At 62.0% G+C, this 19,100-nt stretch carries 22 protein-coding genes; 1 reads left to right on the forward strand and 21 read right to left on the reverse strand.

The annotated features are described in order from the left end of the window. The first annotated feature begins 30 nt into the window (after positions 1-30). The gene (locus RRF64_RS11485) at positions 31-933 is read left to right on the forward strand and encodes a hypothetical protein (RefSeq protein ID WP_323846023.1); all 903 of its coding nucleotides are present in this window, start codon (positions 31-33) and stop codon (positions 931-933) included. Positions 934-988: 55 nt separating this feature from the next. Here RRF64_RS11485 and RRF64_RS11490 read toward each other — a convergent pair whose 3' ends face one another. From RRF64_RS11490 to RRF64_RS11590, 21 genes are all read right to left on the reverse strand, one after another. Next, positions 989-1,726: a sulfotransferase family protein gene (locus RRF64_RS11490; RefSeq protein ID WP_323846024.1), complete on the reverse strand. Its 738-nt coding sequence runs from the start codon at positions 1,724-1,726 to the stop codon at positions 989-991. 13 nt (positions 1,727-1,739) lie between these two features. Further along, positions 1,740-2,210 carry an Sbal_3080 family lipoprotein gene (locus RRF64_RS11495; RefSeq protein ID WP_323846025.1) on the reverse strand — a complete coding sequence of 157 codons (471 nt, stop codon included), beginning with the start codon at positions 2,208-2,210 and terminating at the stop codon, positions 1,740-1,742. Between the two features lie 77 nt (positions 2,211-2,287). After that, positions 2,288-2,821, reverse strand: coding sequence for an acyloxyacyl hydrolase (locus RRF64_RS11500; RefSeq protein WP_323846026.1), 534 nt, complete (start codon positions 2,819-2,821; stop codon positions 2,288-2,290). Between the two features lie 65 nt (positions 2,822-2,886). Continuing rightward, a complete protein-coding gene (locus tag RRF64_RS11505; RefSeq protein WP_323846027.1) occupies positions 2,887-4,113 on the reverse strand; it encodes a beta-ketoacyl-ACP synthase in 1,227 nt (408 codons plus the stop codon). Beyond that, positions 4,113-4,841, reverse strand: coding sequence for a 3-oxoacyl-ACP reductase FabG (fabG, locus tag RRF64_RS11510; protein WP_323846028.1), 729 nt, complete (start codon positions 4,839-4,841; stop codon positions 4,113-4,115). The genes RRF64_RS11505 and fabG overlap by 1 nt, the downstream gene beginning before the upstream one ends. A 14-nt stretch (positions 4,842-4,855) precedes the next feature. Then, a complete protein-coding gene (locus tag RRF64_RS11515) occupies positions 4,856-5,317 on the reverse strand; it encodes a hotdog family protein (RefSeq protein ID WP_323846029.1) in 462 nt (153 codons plus the stop codon). Further along, positions 5,317-6,510, reverse strand: coding sequence for a beta-ketoacyl-ACP synthase (locus tag RRF64_RS11520; RefSeq protein WP_323846030.1), 1,194 nt, complete (start codon positions 6,508-6,510; stop codon positions 5,317-5,319). The genes RRF64_RS11515 and RRF64_RS11520 overlap by 1 nt, the downstream gene beginning before the upstream one ends. Before the next feature lie 5 nt (positions 6,511-6,515). Then, complete coding sequence (locus tag RRF64_RS11525; RefSeq protein WP_323846031.1) at positions 6,516-7,067, reverse strand: DUF3261 domain-containing protein; 552 nt, start codon at positions 7,065-7,067, stop codon at positions 6,516-6,518. Continuing rightward, on the reverse strand, positions 7,052-8,281 hold the full coding sequence (locus tag RRF64_RS11530; protein WP_323846032.1) for an NAD(P)/FAD-dependent oxidoreductase: 1,230 nt from the start codon (positions 8,279-8,281) through the stop codon (positions 7,052-7,054). Before RRF64_RS11530 ends, RRF64_RS11525 begins: the two co-directional genes overlap by 16 nt. Beyond that, the gene (locus RRF64_RS11535; RefSeq protein ID WP_323846033.1) at positions 8,278-10,566 is read right to left on the reverse strand and encodes an MMPL family transporter; all 2,289 of its coding nucleotides are present in this window, start codon (positions 10,564-10,566) and stop codon (positions 8,278-8,280) included. The genes RRF64_RS11530 and RRF64_RS11535 overlap by 4 nt, the downstream gene beginning before the upstream one ends. 7 nt (positions 10,567-10,573) lie before the next feature. Then, positions 10,574-11,164 carry a LolA family protein gene (locus tag RRF64_RS11540; protein ID WP_323846034.1) on the reverse strand — a complete coding sequence of 197 codons (591 nt, stop codon included), beginning with the start codon at positions 11,162-11,164 and terminating at the stop codon, positions 10,574-10,576. Then, a complete protein-coding gene (locus RRF64_RS11545; RefSeq protein ID WP_323846035.1) occupies positions 11,164-11,592 on the reverse strand; it encodes an acyl-CoA thioesterase in 429 nt (142 codons plus the stop codon). Before RRF64_RS11545 ends, RRF64_RS11540 begins: the two co-directional genes overlap by 1 nt. Beyond that, the gene (locus RRF64_RS11550; RefSeq protein ID WP_323846036.1) at positions 11,585-13,165 is read right to left on the reverse strand and encodes an HAL/PAL/TAL family ammonia-lyase; all 1,581 of its coding nucleotides are present in this window, start codon (positions 13,163-13,165) and stop codon (positions 11,585-11,587) included. Before RRF64_RS11550 ends, RRF64_RS11545 begins: the two co-directional genes overlap by 8 nt. Beyond that, positions 13,162-14,085, reverse strand: a complete 924-nt coding sequence (locus tag RRF64_RS11555) for an LpxL/LpxP family acyltransferase (protein WP_323846037.1) — start codon at positions 14,083-14,085, stop codon at positions 13,162-13,164. The genes RRF64_RS11550 and RRF64_RS11555 overlap by 4 nt, the downstream gene beginning before the upstream one ends. Beyond that, complete coding sequence (locus RRF64_RS11560; RefSeq protein ID WP_323846038.1) at positions 14,082-14,822, reverse strand: glycosyltransferase family 2 protein; 741 nt, start codon at positions 14,820-14,822, stop codon at positions 14,082-14,084. The genes RRF64_RS11555 and RRF64_RS11560 overlap by 4 nt, the downstream gene beginning before the upstream one ends. A 2-nt stretch (positions 14,823-14,824) precedes the next feature. Next, positions 14,825-16,561, reverse strand: coding sequence for an ApeI family dehydratase (locus tag RRF64_RS11565; RefSeq protein WP_323846039.1), 1,737 nt, complete (start codon positions 16,559-16,561; stop codon positions 14,825-14,827). A gap of 5 nt (positions 16,562-16,566) precedes the next feature. Beyond that, positions 16,567-17,130: a COG4648 family protein gene (locus RRF64_RS11570; RefSeq protein WP_323846040.1), complete on the reverse strand. Its 564-nt coding sequence runs from the start codon at positions 17,128-17,130 to the stop codon at positions 16,567-16,569. Next, positions 17,127-17,381, reverse strand: coding sequence for an acyl carrier protein (locus RRF64_RS11575; RefSeq protein WP_323846041.1), 255 nt, complete (start codon positions 17,379-17,381; stop codon positions 17,127-17,129). The genes RRF64_RS11570 and RRF64_RS11575 overlap by 4 nt, the downstream gene beginning before the upstream one ends. Before the next feature lie 11 nt (positions 17,382-17,392). Continuing rightward, the gene (locus tag RRF64_RS11580; RefSeq protein ID WP_323846042.1) at positions 17,393-17,653 is read right to left on the reverse strand and encodes a phosphopantetheine-binding protein; all 261 of its coding nucleotides are present in this window, start codon (positions 17,651-17,653) and stop codon (positions 17,393-17,395) included. Continuing rightward, positions 17,650-18,435, reverse strand: a complete 786-nt coding sequence (locus tag RRF64_RS11585) for a lysophospholipid acyltransferase family protein (protein WP_323846043.1) — start codon at positions 18,433-18,435, stop codon at positions 17,650-17,652. Before RRF64_RS11585 ends, RRF64_RS11580 begins: the two co-directional genes overlap by 4 nt. After that, positions 18,428-19,099 (reverse strand): beta-ketoacyl synthase chain length factor, encoded by a 672-nt coding sequence (locus tag RRF64_RS11590; RefSeq protein WP_323846044.1) that lies wholly within the window; start codon positions 19,097-19,099, stop codon positions 18,428-18,430. The genes RRF64_RS11585 and RRF64_RS11590 overlap by 8 nt, the downstream gene beginning before the upstream one ends. Position 19,100 lies beyond the last annotated feature (1 nt).

Below are 19,100 nucleotides of genomic sequence, written 5' to 3' on the forward strand. Positions count from 1 at the left end.
TATTGCTTAATCAAAGCCCGGGGTAATTCCATGCGTTCAATATCAAAGATACTTTTTGCCACTCTGCTCACCACAGTACTGGGAGGTTGCACCAGCCACCCTTTGATGAACCTGCAGGACCGCACTATCCCAAACCGCCTGGATGGATCAGTGCAAACGCAAGATTCCGTCAAGAAAGGTATTATCGCCGGTTGCATCGACAAGGGCTGGACCTGCCAGGAAGTTTCGCCTGGGCTGATAGCGGCAACCATCAACGTGCGCAAACATCGCGCGGTGGCCAATATTGCCTATAATGCCGATAGCTACAGCATTTCTTACAAAGACAGCCAGATGCTCGATTACAACAGCCGACGCAATACGATTCACCGCAACTACAACCGTTGGATCAACAACTTATCCATTTCCATCGAAAAGGAGCTACTAAACCCTCACAGTGTACTTTCTAAGAAAGGAACTGCCACTCAGGTTGGCAAAGTTTATATCGCCGGTGTTGGAGATGCCGTTTTAAGACTCAATAAACAACGCGAACTCGAGAACATCTTGGGAGGTTCAGACTGGTTTGGAAGGACAACTAGCGAAGGATTTACTGAGCTTCGCTTTGCCGGAATAGATAAGAATGGCAATGCAGTATTTTTCCGCAATGGACTACAAATAGAAACTAACGAAACCACGTCTAGTAGAACACCCATATCTACTACTTCTGGATCAGCAAATACTAATATAAGCAAAAAACCATCTGGATTAACTGCAAATACAACCTTCAGATCAACCACAACTCACCCGGCATCTGACTATCATGTATTTGTACCTGAGAATTCCATTCCAATTACTGCGACCAAAGAAGACCCAAGAGTTATTATAGAAGGCTATATTGTTGAGATTTTGAAAGCATCACCTAACGCTGTTAGATTTAAAATTAGTAGAGTTGAATAGATCTAACTTAAAAGAACCAGATTCTGTGGTCCGGCGCTAGTCCCGGGTCGCTTTCCTATTTGCCCTTCAGCTTCCGCTTGCCGCGCATCCTACCAAGCATCCCAAAGAATTCGCGCGCGGCATTTTCTCTCGGAAAATTCCCCTTCGGCACCTCGCACTGCAAAAATTCGCAAAGCGGCTCCCAACCTTCCCGCACATCGAACAACAACAGCTGCTCTGCAGGCACAAGACCTACTATATGATTCCGGTGCGCGTAGTAGAGGCCGGATGCAGATTCGCGGTCAAATTTTCCCACAAAGGTTTTGTCGGCAATTACCTTCTTAGCAAGGTGTATAAAATGCGGTGCCTTCTCGTCAGATACCAGCTGGGCCCAGCGCAGTGCCGGGAAAACTGTCTCGCTGACACTCTGATACCAGCCGTCAAAATCCCGCTCGGTGAAAATCACCCTGGCCGTCGGTGCCTGCCGCAAAAGCTGCTCGACGAACAGGCATCCCGGCCAGTCAACCAGGGAAGTGTATTGTCCGACGAGTTGCTTCCAGTCGGGGGCTTCAGCGGCCAGCCCCTGCAGCCAAGACTGGCAGAGCCTGGGATCGGCAGCGAAGTCACTCATATGCAGGCAGGGACCATAACCCAGCTGCTGCAGCGCCAGTTTCAATGAAAGCGTGCCGGTTCGACCGAAACCAGCGCCAATAACCTGGATATTCACTTGGAAAGAATTACAAGACGGAGGGGAGACTCCCGGCGCAAACCATCTAAAAAGTGCTTGCGCCGGGAAATTGACCTTTTCGGTCAACTGTCAACTCAGATCAACCGAAAGTGCGCTCATCGGAACGGCTCTTCAGCAGGAAAGCAGTCTCGTATTGCAGCAACTGATCAACCAGCTCCCTGATTTTGGTTTCCGCATCGATAAATTTGCTCATGTTGGCACCGCCTCTGGTGGAATCATACAGTGCCTTGCCCTCGGGAGCGCCATTGTGGAACACATTGATCTCCGCGTAGGACATATAAAGAGCTAAATCCCAAGTCCAGCGCGCAAGGTAAGTTGCCGTCCATTCGCATGCGACATAACTCGATCCTTTTGGCAGCACTTTGTACTGCACCCCCTTACTGGATAGGGCCGACTTGAATTCGTTCAGAAACCCCTCGCGGACATCGGGATTCTCAATGATGCATATCTCGCTTCCAGTAGTCACCCGTGCCGGCTCTACTGACTGCTGGATAGAGCAGCCGCCCAAAATGGTGGAAACCCCAAGTAACGCAACTAATTTCTTGATCATCTTTATTATCTTCCTTCTGGAATGGTTTTTTTGCACAGTACGTGCCGCATTAAAGCAGACAACAGCCTGCGTTAGAATCAGAAATTTAAACCGACGTTGACCACAAATGGCATATCGATACCGTCGTTATCGCTGAACAGGTTGGCATTGGAAAAGTGCTTCCAGGAGACCATCAGTACCAGATCTTCTTTCCCCTGCCAATTGATACGGGCTGCGTAGCCAACCTGGGCCTGGAAGGCGAAGTGGTTGTCCTGGTGGCGATCACCCAGCTGGTTGCTACTGATATAGCTGGGGCCCAACGCCCGCACGAAAAAGTAAGGCTGACCCCAGCTCTGCTTGCGCGGGTAGAGATTCAGCTGCGGGTAAATGGAAAGCGCATGGAAGGACTCGTACTCGGCCGCATCTGTCTCGACCCTGGTGTAGCTTACCCCGAGGTGAATATGCTGGCGATAGCTCTTCTCGAACCTCTTGAAGGAGTAGTCGATGCCATAGGTGCGGTTGCTCTGGCTGGAATCCGGCTGCGGGCCGCCGCCGGCACTGAGTAACAGCTCATTGGCGGTGGCCGACTGGAATGCCAGCAGTGTCATTGCCGCAATCAACAGTCTTTTCATGACACTTCTCTTTATTGTTTTAATTACGACGTCCCTGTGCGCTTTTGATGGAGCAGTTCACCGCGCTAATCTGTACGCTTGAAGATCAGCGAAGTATTTATGCCGCCAAAAGCGAAGTTATTGCTCATAACATACTCGGTATCGATAGTGCGGCCGTCACCTTTAATATAATCGAGCTCGGCGCAGTCGGAATCAATGTCACTCAGGTTGATGGTCGGGTGGAACCAGCCATCGCGCATCATCTGGATGCTGGCCCAGGCTTCCAGCGCGCCGCAGGCGCCTAGGGTGTGGCCGGTGTAGCTTTTCATCGAACTAATCGGGACCGGGAAGCCGAGGGCATTGCGGGTGGCGTGGCTCTCGGCCACATCGCCACGATCGGTGGCGGTACCGTGGGCACTGACATAGCCGATCGCATCGGCGGTGATACCCGCCTGGGCGATCGCCTGCTGCAGCGCTATTTGCATGGTTGGCGACTGCGGCTGGGTCACATGGCTGCCATCGGAATTGGTGCCGAAACCAACGATTTCCGCGTGAATTTTCGCCCCGCGTGCCACCGCGTGTTCGTACTCCTCCAGGATCAGGGTACCGGCGCCCTCGCCGATCACCAGGCCGTCGCGATTGCGATCGAAGGGACGCGGGTTGCTTGTGGGGGAATCGTTTTTGGTAGATGTCGCGAATAGGGTGTCGAACACCGCGGCCTCGGTTGCGCAGAGTTCCTCGGCACCGCCGGCCACCATCACCGTCTGGCTGCCGTTGCGAATCGCCTCATAGGCGTAGCCAATACCCTGGCTGCCGGAGGTGCAGGCAGAGCTGGTGGTATAGATTCGCCCGCACATACCGAAGAAGACACCGATGTTGACCGCGGCGGTGTGGGACATCATCTTGATGTAACTGGTCGCATTGAGGCCGTCGGTGCGGTGGTTGAGCAGCATATTCCCGAAATCGCCCATGGCCGCCGGCGTACCAGCGGAGGAACCATAGGAGATACCGGCATTGCCACTTTTGAGGATTGCATCGTCCAGCAGGCCCGCATCTTCCAGCGCCAGCTCAGTGGCCCGCACCGCCATCAGAGACACCCTGCCCATGCTGCGCACCCGCTTGCGGTTGTAGTGCGCCGGTTTTTCGAAATCCTTTACCGGTGCGCCGAGACGGGTTTCCAGCCCCTCGTATTTGTCCCAGTCCTCCATATACACGACGCCCGAGGCGCGCGCCTGCAAGGACTTCTTTACTGCCTGCCAGCCCTGGCCGATAGGTGAAATGCCGGCCATGCCGGTTACTACTACGCGTTTCATCAGCAGAGACCACCGTTGACGGAAATAACTTGGCGGGTAATGTAGGCCGCGCGCTCGTGCATGAGGAAGGACACTGTCGCGGCGACTTCTTCGGGCTTGCCCAGGCGGCGGGCCGGGATCATTTTCATGATCTCATCCATCGGCAGATCACCGTCCACCATTTCGGTATCGATCAGGCCCGGCGCCACGCAGTTGACGGTGATCTTGCGCTTGGCCAGCTCCAGCGCCAGCGCCTTGGATGCGCCGATCAGGCCGGCCTTGGACGCGGAGTAATTCACCTGGCCGCGATTGCCGGCTATGCCGGAAACGGAGGTCATTACCACTATGCGTCCCGGCGCCCTGCGGCGCACCATCGGCATGGTGAGCGGGTGCAGCACATTGTAGAAACCGTCCAGGTTGGTGTGCACCACCCGGTCCCAGTCCTCCTCCGGCATCGCCGGGAAGGCGTTGTCGGCGGTGAGGCCGGCATTGCACACCACGCCGTAGTAGGCACCATGCGCCTCCACATCGGCCTCTAGTGCTTCGCGCGCCGCGCGGCGGTCGACGATATCAAATTGCAGTATGCGACTATCGCGACCCTGCGCGGCGATTTCTTTCGCCACTGCTTCCGCCTGCTTGCGGCGGCTGCGGCAGTGCAGCACTATGTTGTAGCCGTCCTGCGCCAGCTGCAGCGCAATGGCGCGGCCGATTCCCCGGCTGGAGCCGGTCACCAAAACCCACTCGGACATTCAGATTTTTTCCTTCAGACTTTTTTCTGCAAATACTGCTCGATATTTTCCGGTTGATAGACGTTCAGGCGCGCGCTCTGCTCAACCCCGGCACCGCTCACCTTGCACTCGAAGGTGGCCATGCCGTTCTCCGCCTGCAGCAGCCGCTCCACCTCCACGGTCAGTTCATCGCCGCAGCGGTAGCTGTCGGTATTGCTGTTGAACTTGCGCGTGCCGAGCAGGAATCCCAGGCGGACTTCCTCGCCGGCCTGTTTCGCGTGGTAGCCGGAAAAGGCAGCCACCGCCTGTGCCATATACTCGATACCCACATAGGCGGGCACCCGGCCGTGCCGGTCGAAGATACCGTCCTCGCGCACGCGCAGCTTTGCCGTCAGCGTCTCCTCGCCTACCGTGACCAAATGGTCCAGCAGCGACATGGCGCCGCTGTGCGGTACCAGTTCTTCGGCCGTCAGTTCTTGCAACGAAAGGGGCTGCATCAGTACTCCTCCTGCAGTCCGAGAATCAGCGAGCAATTGCTGCCGCCGAAGGCGAAGGAATTGCTCATGGCGTAGCGCGGCGCCCGCGGCGGGCTTACATCGGAAGGCGCCTGCGGCGGTTTTACACCGGTAAATAGATTCAGTGGGCGCAGCGCCGGATCATATTCACCGTCGAATGCGTGCGGCGGCAGCTGGCCGCGATCCAGGGCCAGCCAGCAGAAGGCCGCCTCCAGCGCGCCGGCGGCGCCCAGGGTGTGGCCGGTCAGCGGCTTGGTGGAGGAACAGGGCACATCGCCGCCCAGTACATTGGCGGCCGCCTCGGCCTCCATGACATCGTTCTGGGCCGTACCTGTGCCGTGCAGGTTCAGGTAACCGATATCTGCCGCATCCAGCTGCGCATCCGCGAGGGCGCCGCGCATGCTCGCCTCGGCGCCGCGGCCCTGCGGGTGCGGTGCCGACATATGATGGGCGTCGGAGCTGGCCGCCACGCCGCAGAGGCGGATTCTCGCCGGCTCGCGGCTCATCACGAAGACGGCCCCGGCCTCGCCCAGGTTGATACCGTCGCGCGCGGCGCTGAACGGCTGCGTCTGCCCGGCGCTCAGGGCGCTGAGGGAGTGGAAGCCCTTGACCGTCATACCGCACAGGGTGTCCACGCCACCCACCACCACCGCGTCGCAGACATTCCCCGCCAGCAGGCGCCGCGCGCTGGCGAAGGCGTTGGCGCTGGAGGAGCAGGCGGTGGAGACGGTGATGCGCGGGCCTTCCAGTTGCAGATAGCGGGCGACGAATTCCGCCAGCCCCCCCATCTGCTGCTGGTGGCGATAACTGTAGCCGCCCTCATCTGCAAGACCCAGACGCGCCTCGCCGCTGGCGATACCCGAGGTCGATGTCCCCATCACCACGCCTATGCGCCGCGCGCCGAGGTTTTCGCGCAACTCGGCCACCGCCGACTCTATCTGCCGTATCACCAGCAGGGCCAGGCGGTTGTTGCGGCAATCGTATTCGCGCAGCGTTTCGGGCAATTCCGGCAGGGTTTCTTCGATAGCGCCGAAGCGCCCCCGACGCTCCTCCAGCCAGGGAGCGCCGGTGCGCATGCGCGAGCGGTCTCCGGCGAAGAGGCCGTCAACGATTTGCGCCAGGTCGCAGCCCAGCGCACAGGCGAGCCCCAAATGATTGAGAAAGTACTGACTCATAGCTTCTACAAATTCTTGATCCGGAGCCCATACCCCAGCGACTTCTGTTGCAGCTGCACCTGGGCGCGCCAGATGTCGGGGCCGCTGTAGGAAACCTCCGTGTAGAGCTCGCCGTTGAAATACAGTTCGCGCCTGCGGCCATCAGCCGTGCTTTCCTCGCGCAGTGTCCAGGACGCCGGCAGGTTGGCCTGCAGCAGGTCCAGCGGCCAGTAGACCAGCTGCATATCCGCCAGCAGCGCCCGTGGCGGAATCTGTCGTCCGCCCCCCAGATACTCCTGCGCTTTTACCTCACGGCCATCGTAATGGATATCCAGCAGGCTGACACCCTGGGGGGTCAGCAGCGACACCTTGACCAGCTCCGGGCCCAGCAGCGACGCGCCCATCAGATCACTCTGCTCGCCGCGCCAGGTCACCGCGATATGCTGCACCAGCTGGCGGCTCTCGCCCGCTGGCAGCGGCGCCAGCGGTCGCAGCGGCGGCTGTGCCGGCGGGCGCGCAAACAGCGCGCAGCCGCCCAGCGTCAGCAGCAGGGCGACAAGGATCAGCTTGCGGCACATATTTCCGCCAGAGTGTTCAGGCGGCGCTCCGCCGCGGCCACATAGGGATTGTTCCTGTCCCAGGCGTAACCGGCCAGGATGGAGCAGATCATGCGCTTGATCTCCGTCTGTCCGGTGCGGTGGAAAATCACATCCTGGAAGCGGCCGTCGTACCAGGCGGTGACATAGGTTTTGAAGACGTCCACGCCGTGTTTCAGTGGCGCGGCGAAATCCGCCTGCCAGTCGACGGTCTCGCCGCCCAGCTGGCGGTGCAGGCAGTCGCTGGCCAAATGGGCGGATTTCATCGCGATGGTCACGCCGGAGGAAAACACAGGATCGAGGAACTCGCCGGCATTGCCCAGCAATGCGAAACCGGGGCCGACCAGGGTGCTGACATCGCTGGCGTAACCGGAGATGCGCTGCACCGCCGTATCGAATTCGGCGTTGCGCAGTGTCTTCGCCAGCTCCGGCGCCGCCGCTACGGCGTTGCGCAGTATCTGTTCCGGCGCCTCGCCCATCGCCGCAATCTTGCTGCGCTCGCCGACAACGCCGAGGGAGGCGCGGCCGCCGGAAAACGGAATCAGCCAGTACCAGATGTCCCGCTGCTCGGGATTGACGGTAATCAGTATCTTGTCGCGGTCGAATTTTTCGTCGGCAATATTGTCCTGCACATGGGTGAACACCGATTCCCGCGCCGGGAAGGCCGAGGGCCTGTCCAGCTCCAGCAGGCGCGGCAGCACGCGGCCGAAGCCGCTGGCATCCAGCACAAAGCGGCCGCGGAAAATCACTTCCTCGCCGTCGCACTCGGCCACCAGGCGCGCGCCCTCGCCGTCTATCTCCGCTGCGCGGATACCGTGGCGGTAGTAGATATTCGCCCCCTGTCGCTGCGCCTCGTCGGCGAGAATTTTGTCAAAGGCGGCGCGCTGTACCTGGAAGGTGGTGCCGTGGCCGGGAGAGAACTTTTCGGTGAAATCGAAGGCGGTGCGCGCGCCGTCCCATTCGAAGGCGGCGCCGTTCTTGAACTGGAAACCCGCCGCCTTGACGGCGTCCAACATCCCCGCCCGCTCGATAAACTCCATGCACTGCGGCAGCAGGCTTTCGCCGATGGAGAAACGCGGGAACTCCTGCCGCTCCACCACATTCACACTCCAGCCCTTCTGCACCAGCAGCGCGCTGGCCACGGCGCCGGCCGGGCCCGCGCCGATTACGACTACATCCGATACCACTTCCTTCATCGGTCTACACCTTTTCTGTTCTGGCCTTTCACTTTCGCCCCGGTAAAAAACAATGTCGCCAGCGCCAGTGTGAGCGAGGTACCCACCGCCAGCGTCAGGCCAAAATCGGCGATGGCCGGCGTGGCGGACAGGGCCAGCAGGCCGAATCCCAGCAGCGTGGTCACCCCGGCCATAGCGATGGCCAGCAGGGTGTAACTCTTTTCACGTTCACCACTCAGGTGGCTGAACACCGCATAGTCCACGCCGATACCAAATATCAGCAGCAGCGCGGCCACGTGAAACAGGTTTACCGCTGCGCCGGCGAGCACCACCGATGCCAGCGCCGCCGCCACTGCCGCCAACGGCAGGCCGATCACACTCAGCGCCCTGCGCGCGCCGGTACGAACGGCTATCACGCCGAAGGCGATCAACATCACCAGCGGCAGTAGCGCCAGCAGCAGGTCGCGCTGTCGGGACATCACTTCTGAAATTGCCGCGGTGGGATTCACCAACACAATGCCTTCCAGGTCGCCTGTGAATTCCAGATCGCTGCCGAGTCCATACAGGCGCACTATCGACGCACAGCTGCCGCCTTCGCAGCCGAGCCACAGGTCGCGGTAGTTCTGCCCCGCCACTGCGAGCCATTCCTCCAGGGTCAGCGCGCGGAACGGTTGCGCCAGTTCGCCGATCAGCATTTCAGCTTCGCTCTCGCTGTAGCCGAGTTGTTTATAAAAACCCTCTACCGGTGCGCTACCGTAGAAGCCCTGCATCAGCGCCCAGTCTTCGCGCTGCACTTCCAGCGGCGGGAATTTTTCGCTCAGCGCCTGGAAATACTGAAGTTCGCCTTCGCGCTGGAATGCCCGCAGCCGCTCCGCCAGCTGCCACTCGCGCTGCAGCAGCTGTTTCCAGTCGCGGCCCTGCACGAGGAAATAGCTGGATTCCGCCCTCGACGGCAGCAGTCCGTTGAGTTTCTGTTCCTCTTCGGCGAGGAACTGCGGCGGCTGATAAAAGAGCTGCAAGTCGTCGGCGAACTGGATACGCGGCAGCGCCGCCAGCCCGAGCAGCAGTAGCGCGCACAGGGCGGTGCCGTACCAGCGCTTTTTCCCCTGCGGTAGGCGGCTGGCAAAATCCAGGGGCCTCTGCCGCAAACGCAGCAGTGCAGGGAACAGCAGCAGCACCGTCAGCCAGGCGCCGAGCAGGCCGAAGCCGACGAAGAACCCCATCTGTTGCAGCAAAGGGAAAGGGGTCAGCGCCAGGGTGAAAAAGGCCAGGCAGCTGGACAGCAGGCCCAACAGCAGGCCGGGCAGTATGTCGCCGTCTTTCGCATCGCCAGGCCTCAGGCGGTTGCAGATAAAGTGGAAGGCGTAGTCGATCGCCAGGCCGGTAACGGTGGTGCCGAACACGAAGGCGAGAATATGCATCTGCCCCAGTAGCGCGATCACCCCCGCGGTGCCGGCGGCGATGCCGCAGCCGATTGCGAACAGCGACAGCATCAGCGGTCGCACCGAGCGGAAAACCAGCAGCGACAGCAGGCAGATGGCCGCGATCGACAGGCCGCCGATCAGGCGGATCTCCCGCTGTGCGCCGGCTGCGGCGTACTCCGTGTGCAGGGGTGCGCCGACCACCAGCAGCTGCAGCCGCTGTGTCTCGGCCCAGTCCTGCATTTCCGCGCGCAGTTGCAGCAGCGGCGTGTGAACCCTGCCACCCAGCTGCGCCGGCGCGGCGGTGGCCTGGATCAGGGTAAATTCCCGCTCGCCGCCAAGCTGCACCGGAATATTCCGGTAGACGCGGGTGGACACCCGGGGGCCGGCGGTAAAGTAGTGACGGAATACCGCAAAGGGATCCCGTTGCAGATCCGGGGCGCCGCCCTGGGGGCCGTAGATGGCGGCCAGCTGGCGCTGCACCAGCTGCTCCGGTGCAGTTGCCAGCAGCTCACGGTCTCCCGGCGCGAGCAACTGCTGGCGCAGGGGGAACAGCAGCGCCCACTCGTTTCTGAAGCGCTCGTCTTCGGCCCAGCGGTATTCGAGGTTCTCTATCGCCGCGGATACCTGCAGCTTTTCCGCCAGCGCCGCGGTGGCGCGCGCCAGTCGCGCTGAGTCGCCGGGCGGCGACACCAGCATCCACAGCAGGTTGCGCTGCAACTGGTCGTTCAGTTTCTGCTGCGCCCTGGCAACCGCGGGCGCCGCCTCGCTGTCGCCGGTCAGCGCGAGAATATCGGTCTGCAACCAGTCGGGCTGGTAGCGCAGAGCCGCAGCCAGCGCAAATGCGGCGGCGACGGCGAACCAGACTGCAATGCGACCCTTCATCTTACCGTTACTGCTGGCTGAATTCGGCCGTGAACTGCGGATCGCTGTCGCTGACCGGCTGCAGCTCCAGCAGCTGCATTTCGGTAATTGCGGCGCTGGCTTCCGCCAGACGAATGCGCTCTATGCTGCTGTTGCCGGAAACTTCGATCGAGGACACAAACTTTGCCAGAGCGGAGTCTTTCGGCTCCAGGGTGACTTCCCAGCGGTTGTCCAACATCTGTGCCTCGACGCGGAACAGCTGCTCCAGCGCGGCAAAATTGCCACGGAAAATCTGCAGCAGCGGATAGGCGATCTGTTTCGCCAATAGATCGTCGCCGGCCTGCGCCTCGTTCAGGATCAGGTGTGACGCTATCGGCTCGACAACCCGCCAGCTGACACCGCGCTCTTCCGACAGCGCCACCACGCCGCTGGACAGCAGCGGCCGCGGCAGTTGCGGCAATGTCTTCTTCTGCGTGAAGCGGCCCAGCATCTGCGGCGCCTTCTGCAATCGCTCTTCTATCTGCTCGAGTGCGGCCCGCTGCGATATTTCGCTCGCCAGCGTAGCGGCGGGTGACAGCAGCGCCGCGCACAGGATGGCAGCAAAGAATAGAATACGCATCAGGCCACCCCCAGCTTCTGCAGCAGCACCGCGGGCGAGGCAAACAGCATTTCCCCACTCACCATACTTACCGCTACCTGCACCGTATGGCCCTTGGTCAGGCGCGCGCCACTGTCGCGATCGCGCACCTGGTAATTGATCTTGAAGCGGTTTTCGTATTCGGCCACCTCCGCGCGCACCACAACCCGCTGCTGGAAGCGCAGCGGCTTGGCGTAGCGGATGCGCAGGTCGATCACCGGCCAGGCGAAGCCAGAGTCGCGCATCTGCGGGTAGTTGTACTGCAACTGGTCCAGCAGGGCGCAGCGGGCAATTTCAAAATACCTGGCGTAGTGGCCGTGCCAGGCCACCTCCATAATGTCCACATCGTGGAAAGGCACCTGCAGTTCGATTTCCGCGGCCCAGTTCGCCGGCAGTTCCCGCTTAGCCATGCTGCTCACCCTGGTGATCGCCGTAGAGGCGCCAGTGGCGCTGCTGGATCAGCCCGACGAAATTGCGCAGGTCGCCCTCGAGTTCGCGGTCCTGTTCCAGCAGGGTGAAGTTGTCCGCGATCTGTTTGAGGCTTGCGCGCAGTGCCGGCGACAGGCTCTCCTCCTGCACACTGCCGGCGCGCAGGCGCAGCTGCACGCCCTGCCAGGACATCATCAGTGCGGCGGCGGCCACCTGCTCGGTGAGCTGCAGCACGCGCATGCAATCCCGCGCGGCGATGGTGCCCATGCTGACCTTGTCCTGGTTGTGGCATTCGGTGGAGCGGGAGAAAACGCTGGCCGGCATCGTCTGCTTGAGTGCTTCCGCGGTCCAGGCGCTGGCTCCTATCTGCACCGCCTTGAAGCCGTGGTTCAGCGGCCGGCGCTCGCCCTCGGCGCCGGTCAGGTTGGCCGGCAGGCCGTTGTTGAATTTCACATCCGCCAGCTGCGCTATCTGGCGGTCGAGCAGGTCGGCCAGGTTGGCCACTGCGTTTTTCAGGCTGTCCATCGCGAAGGCGATATGGCCGCCGTAGAAATGGCCACCGTGCAGTACATGCTCGTTTTCGCCATCGATGATGGGGTTATCGTTGGCGCTGTTCAGTTCGTTCTCGATAAACTGGCGCAGCCACGGCAGCGAGTCCTGGGCCACGCCGATCACGTGCGGTGCACAGCGCAGTGAATAGCGGTCCTGCAGGCGGCTGCTCTGGCGCGGCGCCTCGCCCACGTTCAGGTCGTCGTGAATCCAGCGCGCAATGCGGTTCTGGCCCGGGTGGGGCTTGACCGCGAAGAGTGCGTTGTCGAAGTGGTAGGCGTTGCCCTGCAGGGCCACGCTCATCAGTGCTGTGATGCGCGCGCTCAGCTGGCACAGGTACTCGGCGCGGCTGTAGGCGATACAGGCGAGGCCGGTCATGGCCGCGGTGCCATTCATGATCGCCAGACCCTCTTTCGGGCGCAGCTTCAATGGTTGAATGCGCAGCTCGTCGAACACTTCCGCCGTGGGCCTCTGCTGGCCCCGGTACCAGACCTTGCGCTCGCCGGCGACCACCGCGGCCACATAGGAGAGCGGTGTCAGGTCGCCGCTGGCGCCGACGGAACCCTCCTGCGGTATCACCGGAATCACATCCTGCTGCAGCAGGCGCGCCAGCTGTTGCAGCAGTTCGTAGCGCACGCCGGAACTACCGCGGGCTAGGCTCGCCAGGCGCGCGCCGACAATCGCGCGGCTCTGCTCCAGGGTGAAAACCTCGCCTAGGCCGCAGCCGTGGAAGGTGTAGAGGTGGCGCGGCAGTTCTTCCACCAGGTCGCCGGGAATATTTACCGTGCAGGAATCGCCGTAGCCGGTGGTCACGCCGTAGATGACGCCCTCCTGCTGCCACAGCCGGTCGAGAAACTCGACCCCGCGATTGATGCGCGCCACGAAGGCCTCGTCATCGGACAGCCTTACTTGGGCGCGGCCGCGCGCTATGTCGTTGATCTGCGCGATGGTCAGCTCGCTGCCGTCGAAGAGCACCGGCGTGCGCTGAAACACTGCTGTATTCATTGCTGTTGATCCCAGAACGGATAAAAGTTGTACCACTGCAGCGGCGCCATATGGCAGTAGTGCTCGAGCCGCTGCGCGTATTCGGCCACCAGCTCGCGGATATGCCCCTCGCGATCGCCGCGCCGCATCTGCACCCGATCGCAGAGTTCTTCCATGTAGATGTCGTAGCCATCGCGGCCGCGCAGGCAGAAGAGGGTGTAAACCGGGCACTTGAGCAGTGCGGCGAGAATATAGGGTCCCTGCGGGAAGGGCGCCGTGCGACCGAGGAATTGCGCAGTGCAGGTGCGACCGATGGAGCTGACCGGGGTACGGTCGCCGACGATCACCACAAACTCGCCGTGCTCCACCGATTCCGACAGCTGCATCGCCAGCGCCGGGGTCACCTCGGTCACCTGGGTCAGGCGCACCTGGCTCTTCGGATTCAGCAGCTTCATCATGCGATTGAATTTCTGCGCGTGCTTGGTGTGTACCAGCACATTGACCGTCACGTCGGTCATGCTGCCCAGCGCGCGGCAGACTTCCAGGTTGCCTAGGTGTGAACCGATCAGTATGCCGCCGCGGCCACTGCGCGCCAGCTGATGGAAGGCCGCGCGCTCGGGAAAGTTCACCTGGCTCGCGGGTATACCCACGAACCAGGCCTCGAGTTTCTCCCGCGCACTGTTGGCGAAATTCAGGAAGATGCGGAATCCCGTGGACCAGCTGGGGCTGATATTCGCCTGCGGATAGCGTTCGGAGTAAAGCTGCAGGTACTCGCGAATCGCCAGCCGGCCGCTGCGGTTCTTCAGGTAGTAGCAGAGCACCACCGGGTAGACGGCAATCTTGAAGGCCACTGGGCCTAGGCGGTGGTGCAGCCAGAACAGAAACTTGATACCGAGGAAGAATCCCTGCTCCCGGTAGCGCGACCAGTGCAGACTACTCACAGTGCCGTCTCCGATTTCAGCCGCCGCAGCTGCCGCGCCAGCATGCCGAAGAAGAGCCGCGTGTGCATGGCGGAGATCAGCATATTGTCCTCAAGACCGCGGAAGTGCGACACGCCGTCCGCCGGATAGCAGACTTGCACCGGCACCTGCAGCAGCGGTTCGCCGCGCCAGTGCCAGCGCACGAGGATTTCCGGGTCGAAATCCATGCGGTCGCCGGTGAACTCTTCATCGATCAGCGCCACCGCGCTCGCTAGCGGATAACAGCGCAGGCCGCACATGGAATCCCTGATCTCCAGCGACAGGGTATTGATCCACACCCACACATGGGTCAGGTAGCGGCCCAGCAGGCGCGCGGTCGGCACGGAGCGGTCGTAGACCGGGTAGCCGCATACCAGTGCCCGCGGCTGCGCCTTGCAGTGGCGAATAAATTGCGGGATATCCGCCGGGTTGTGCTGGCCGTCCGCATCCACCTGTATGCCGTGGCTGAATCCCAGTTCGCACGCGGCGCGCAGGCCGGTCTTGACCGCCGCCCCTTTGCCGCCGTTCTTCTCCCGCACCACCAGGTGCAGCCAGTCGCCCTGCTCGCGTGCCAGCCGCTCAAGCTCGGTGCGGCAGGCCGGGCTGCAGCCGTCGTCCACCAGCACGCAGGGCAAACCGAAATCGCGCAGCGATGCGAGGGTGCCGGCGATGGCGCCCTCGTGGTTGTAGACCGGAATAACGAAACAGGGGCTAACCATGATCAAAAGCGCCCTTGGTCAAAAGGCTGGTCAAAACACAATTGCCCGCTGCTGTACTCGCGACTGTCGTCGGCGTCACTGCAAAAACGGAATTTCAGTTTGTTCTTGTGCGGATTGAATTCCAGCTCCAGCACCGCGCATTCGCCCGGTACCAGCAGCTGCTTGAACTTGATCACTTCCATCGACGAGAAGCGCTCGCTCAGGCCCAGCAGTTCCCGTCCGTAGTGCATGGCCCAGTCGATCTGCACAACGCCCGGCACTACCGGCGCCTTGTCGAAGTGTCCCGGCAGGCACGCCAGGTCGGCGGGAATGGTCATCACCACCCGCGCGCTCTGCGCGTTCAGCTCGCGGCGTTCCACTTGCGGCAACATCGCCGCCGACTGGATGCCGGAAATCCGGCCATCAAACAGTTGCATCAACAGATCTCTCGGGCTTTTGCCCTGCTGGTTGGTCGGTATTGCGCTGACGAAGCGCCACAGTCGCGGCAGCGCCACACCGTCCAAATCGGGGGCGAGAAATCCGCGCAGTGCGCGCACCAGTGCCGCCTTGCCGCGCTGCGTCAGTGCCTCGCGGCCGGCCTCTGTCAGCACCGCCACCGCGGCGACGCACTCGCGCCCGCGCCTGACCGTCAGCGCGCGGGCCTCGGCAATCCATTCGCTGCGGCACAGCAGCGACTCTATCTGCGAAAGCGAAATCCGCTTTTCCTCAATTTTGACGATGCGATCCGTCCGCCCCAACAGGCGGAAGCGGCCGTCGCCCTCCATCTGCACGCGATCCTGACCGGCAAAGGGTTCGGCCAGCCAGGGCGAAGATACCTGCAGCAACCCTTCGTCGCTGCTTGCGACCTCGACGCCGGCAAGCGGCCGCCAGTGCGCATCCTCGAGCTGTCGGCGCCAGGCGATTCCGCCGGTCTCGGTGCTGCCGTAGATTTCGATCGGCGCCAGACCGCAGAGCGCCTGTATCTGCTGTGCATCCTCCGCACCCAGGGGGCCGCCGGAGGAAAATATGGCGCGCAGCGATTCGCCGCAGTGCCAGGGCCAGCTGTCGACGCGCCGGCTGAGCTGCGCCGGGCTGGCCACCCAGATCGCCGGCGCCATGCCTTCCGCGTCTCGCAGGAGTGCGGCCACGTCCACATAGGTCTTGCTGACAAAGGGGCGGCCGCTCCACAGCGGCCACAGCACCTTGAACAGCAGGCCGTAGATATGCTGATGGCTGACGGTGGCCAGCGTTGTCGCGCCCTCGGCCAGTTGGCCCCAGTGTTGCTGTTGCGCGGCGATTTCCGCCAGCAACTGCGCCAGCGACTTGTGCACCCGCTGCGGCTCACCGCTACTGCCGGAGGTGAACAGCTGGATCCCGCCGGCAAACTCCTGCGGCAGAGCCTCAGCCCCGGTTGCAACGCTTTCTGCAAGCAGCTGCTCCAGGCGCAGGGCGCCATCTAGTTCCCAGTCCCCCAGCCACAGATCGACTTCTTCAAGCGACTGCGCGGTGCCGCGCTTGTTGTTGGCCGGGATCACCAGCTGCGCGTCGCAGGCCAGTGCGGCAAACAGCAGCAGGCTGAAGTCGTAGCTGTCTTCGCAGTAGAGCGCGACCACCGCTTCGGCGCGTGACAACTTCGCTCGCAGACGTGTGCTGGCCCCGGCCAGCTGTCGCTTGAAATCGGCAAAACACACCGGCCCTCTATGCGCATGGCAAACCATATCGCCGTCGGCGCGGTAGCCGAATACTGAATCGAAACGCATACCGCCTAGACCCCGTCCTGCGCCCTGCCCTGAAGCCGGCGGCGCAGTAGCCATTCGCCGCCCAGCAGCAGCCCCATCAGGCCGTAGGAAACCAGACCGTTATACAGGGTCCACAACTGCATATCGCCGGCGAACACTGTGGCGGCGGCGATGGCACCGTTGGCGACAAAAAATCCGCACCACACCTGGGTGACCCTGCGGGTATAGGCCACGCCCTCCGGCGGCAGGTCCGGTTCGCGCAGGCGCGCCAGCCGCTCGATGACCGTCTGCGGCTGGCGCAGGCTATAGGCGAACACCGCCAGCAGGATTGCGTTGCACAGCACCGGATACCACAGCAGCCCTTCGGCGCTGCCGCGCAGCCACGAAAACACGGCCACACTCAAGAGCGCCAGTGCCACCAGCTTCGCACCGACCTTGTCATTTCCGCCGCCGAGCAGCAGCCGCAGCGCCGCTATGCCCAGTAACAGCAACAACAGCGCGCCCAGCGACAGGTACTGCATGCCGAAGTAAACGGCAAACGGATAGAGCGCGACGACGATGGCCAGTGTCAGCTGTGCCAGTCTGGTCACTGTTCCGCCATCACCTTCTGGATGGCTTCCACCACGTCACCAACGGTGCGCACGCTCTTGAATTCTTCCGGTGCAATCTTTTTTCCGGTCACTTCCTTCAGGCGCACAATCAGGTCCACCGCGTCGATGCTGTCTATGTCCAGGTCGTCGGAGAGATGCGCGTCTGCGGTGACGTCTTCCGCGTCGACTTCAAACATCTCGACCAGGATGCCGGTCAGTTCCGACAGGATTTCTTCTTTGTTGTTTAACATCTGTGACTCTCTCAACCGCGGCGGCTGTCCGCAACAAATTGGGCCAGGTTGTTGACGCTGGCAAAATGGGTTTTGGTGGTTTCGTTCTCTGCGTCGATAGTGATGTTGTATTTTTTCTGCAGCGCCAGGCCCAGCTCCAGCGCGTCGATGGAATCCAGTCCCAATCCCTCGCCGAACAGCGGCTCATCTGCCTGGATTTCCCCCGGGGTGATGTCCTCCAGGTTCAGCACATCGATAATCAGTTCTTTTAATTCTTCTACCAGCTCGCTCACGCGGCACACTCCTCAGTAAAAAATGCTTTTAATTGTCTGGTGACTTCTCTCGCCACCAGCGGGGATTCCGGTTTGCCGTGTAGTTCCAGGATCTCCCCGGCGGCCGCTATTTCGAATTGAAAATGCGGGCGGGACAGCGGAATGCTGTACCAGGGAATATTCTTCATCAGCATCGGCGGGTTACAGCAGATGGTCACCAGGGTAGGCGCCACCTGCGCGCGCAGCGCCATATAGGCGGCGCCGCGCTGAAATCTGAATGCCTTGCCCGGCACAGAGCGGGTGCCCTCCGGGAAGAGCACCACCGACTCGCCGCGCGCGAGCGACCGGGCCGCCAGCTCGATGATTCTTTCCGGGTCGTCGTTGGGGATATAGTCGGCCGTGGTCACCGCGCCGCGCATAAAGGGATTGCGGAACAGGCTCGCCTTGACGATGCAGTTGGCGTTGGGAATGCGCGAAATCAGGAATACCACGTCGATCAGCGACGGGTGATTGGCCAGCACCAGCTGGCCCGGGCGGCGCAGCTTCTCTTCTTCACGGAAGCTGTAGGTGTAAATCCCTGTTACATGCATAAAACCGATAAAGGCCCGGAACGCATGGTGGATCAGCAGGCGCGCCCGGCGCTTGCGTATTTCCGCATCCCGGTAGATCAGCTTGAGTGGCGGGAACAGGACAAAGCGCAGTACCAGGCCGCCAAGGCCGAACAGGCTGAACGCCGCGGCCGTGGCCAGCAGTCGCCACCAGTAGTTGTCGCGGCGCGCGCCGCTCGCCGACCGATCAGCCATGAACTTTCAGCTCCCAGCCCTGTCCTAAGGGCAGGCTGCCGCGGCCGTCTACCAGGGCGGCGATCAGCGGCAGCTGGTATTCGGCGCAGTCGAAGGCGCTTTCCAGGGGGGGCATAGGGCCGCGGCTGTCGGACTGCAGCAGTGAACAGCGCAGATCGCCCTCTTCTGCCGGCGCCGTGCGCAGGGTCAGGGCGGTGGCACAGATATGCCGCGGGCTCCGAGCACTGGAGCGGTAGAGTTCCGGCAGCGGCTCCTCGCAGAACAGCAGCACCAGCTCCGGCACACCCTCCGCCAGCATGCCGGCGGCCTCGAGGAAGCCGGCCTGTAGCGGCAGGTCGCCCCCCGCCAGCGCCAGTGCTGGCGACTGTATGCCGCAGAGGATGGACAGCTGCCCGGCGATGGCGTTGTGCACCGACAGGCCGAAAGCCGTGGGGGACAGGGATTCGCCGGCAGCAACGTCGCTCAACAGGGAATAGGTGCGCTGGGCCTCGCCGTGTACGGAGCAGCACAGCAGCGGCAGATCGCGATCGCCGATCAGGGGGTGCGCGGTGGCGAAGGCGGCCTTTGCCAGCGGGCTAAGGCGCCGCCGCTGCATGGCGGGCAGGAAGGAGACATCCGCCTGGGCCTCGCCGGCCGCCTCGATCTCCCCACGGCGCCAACGCATC

This window comes from Microbulbifer magnicolonia (assembly GCF_035117725.1).
GTDB lineage: Bacteria > Pseudomonadota > Gammaproteobacteria > Pseudomonadales > Cellvibrionaceae > Microbulbifer > Microbulbifer magnicolonia.